Origin of the sequence: Mesorhizobium sp. M1E.F.Ca.ET.063.01.1.1 (assembly GCF_003998155.1) — a bacterium.
GTDB lineage: Bacteria > Pseudomonadota > Alphaproteobacteria > Rhizobiales > Rhizobiaceae > Mesorhizobium.
On the sequence record NZ_RZSC01001012.1, the window covers coordinates 1 to 1,737 of the forward strand.

General features: G+C 64.0%; 3 protein-coding genes. All 3 read right to left on the bottom strand.

The genetic code is table 11. The annotated features are described in order from the left end of the window. The coding region (locus tag EOA29_RS35425; RefSeq protein WP_189479098.1) for a phosphatidate cytidylyltransferase at positions 1-397 on the bottom strand (397 nt) is incomplete at its 3' end. Between the two features lie 11 nt (positions 398-408). Continuing rightward, on the bottom strand, positions 409-1,128 hold the full coding sequence (locus tag EOA29_RS35430; RefSeq protein ID WP_126093885.1) for an isoprenyl transferase: 720 nt from the start codon (positions 1,126-1,128) through the stop codon (positions 409-411). Between the two features lie 32 nt (positions 1,129-1,160). Beyond that, complete coding sequence (frr, locus tag EOA29_RS35435) at positions 1,161-1,715, bottom strand: ribosome recycling factor (protein ID WP_126095905.1); 555 nt, start codon at positions 1,713-1,715, stop codon at positions 1,161-1,163. Between the last annotated feature and the right edge of the window lie 22 nt (positions 1,716-1,737).

Here is a 1,737-nt window from a genome sequence, read left to right on the forward strand (position 1 = left end):
GGATGGCGATCAGCCCGGAATGGTTGTCATCGCGCAGATAAGCGAGCGAAAAGCCGGATAGCGATGCGTAGGCCAGCCCCGACGCCTCCCATTGCGCTGCTCCCCGCAGCCGCGCCGCAACAGCGCCGACAGCAGTGAGAGCTGCGACCAGAAGCAGCAGCCACAGAGCCGGGAGGCCGGCAACCAGCGCGACAATGAAGACGGCGATCAGCGCTTCCGGCAGAAAGCCAAGCGTCGAGCCGTTCCCAGGACGCGACATACGCGTCCATTCGTAGAAGATCAGCGCCGCCATAGTCGCGCAGAACAGGCGAAACGGCAGTCCGCCAAGCCAGGTGAGCGTAAGCGTGGCGGCCGCCATCACGATGGCCGAGATGACACGCTGCTGGAGATTGCTCATTGGTGCCGGCGCTACGAGGCGACGTCGCGGGCGGCGAGCCCGCCGAAACGGCGCTCGCGACCGGCAAAGTCCCGCAGGGCATCGGCGAGATGCTCGCGGCTGAAGTCCGGCCAGAAACAAGGCAGGAAGACGAGCTCGCTGTAGGCGGCCTGCCACAAAAGGAAGTTCGACAGCCTGAGCTCGCCGCTGGTGCGGATCACCAGGTCCGGATCGGGAATGCCTTCGGTGTCGAGCGAACCGGCAAAGCTCTCCATCGTGATGGCGTCGCTGTCCATCTCGCCGCGCGCCACGGCGGCGGCGAGCTTGCGCGCGGCGCGCACGATCTCGTCGCGGCCGCCATAGTTGAAGGCGATGACGAGCGTCAGCGCCTCGTTGCGCGCGGTCAGCGATTCGGCTTCCTGCAGCAGCCCCCTGATATCGGGCTGCAGCCCTTCCCGGTCGCCGATTATTCGCACCCGCACGCCGTTCTGATGCAGCTCTGCCAAATCACGTCTGATGAAGAGCTTCAACAGACCCATCAGGTCGCTGACTTCGGATTTCGGCCGCGACCAGTTTTCCGAGGAGAAGGCGTAGACGGTCAGGTAGGAAATGCCGAGCTCGGGAGCCGCGCGCACCGTCTTGCGCAGGGCCTCGACGCCGGCGCGGTGGCCGGCAAGCCGCGGCATGCCGCGCGCCTTGGCCCAGCGTCCGTTTCCATCCATGATGATCGCGACATGCGCGGGCGTTGCCATGGTCTCGCTTTCGAGCCGGAGAAAAACCGACCCTAAACCTGCATGATTTCAGCTTCCTTATCGGAAAGCAGGTGATCGATAGTGCTGATCATCTCGTCGGTCAGCTTCTGAACCTGGTCGGAGCGCTTGCGATGATCGTCTTCGCTGAGCGTGCCGTCCTTTTCGGCCTTCTTGAGGAAATCCATGCCGTCGCGACGAACGTGGCGAACCGCGACGCGGGCGTTCTCGGCATAGCCATGCGAAATTTTGACCAGTTCCTTGCGGCGCTGCTCGTTAAGCTCGGGCAGCGGAATCCTGAGATTAGTGCCGTCAACGATCGGGTTGAAGCCGAGATTGGCTTCGCGGATGGCGCGGTCGACGGCGCTGACCATCGACTTGTCCCAGACCGAGACCGAAATCATGCGCGGCTCCGGTACCGTCACATTGGCCACCTGGTTGATCGGCATCGCCGTGCCATAGGCCTGGACCTGGACGGCGTCGAGCAGGTTGCTGGACGCGCGGCCGGTGCGCAGCGAAGCGAGATCGTGCTTGAAGGCCGCGATCGCCCCATCCATGCGCCGCTTGAGATCGTCGTACTCGCCACTCATGATCCTCTCCTCGACCCGTTCG

Coding starts and splice junctions, on each gene's coding strand:
- EOA29_RS35430 (WP_126093885.1), bottom strand. CDS start 1,128: ATGGCAACGCCCGCGCATGTCGCGATCATCATGGATGGAAACGGACGC.
- frr (WP_126095905.1), bottom strand. CDS start 1,715: ATGAGTGGCGAGTACGACGATCTCAAGCGGCGCATGGATGGGGCGATC.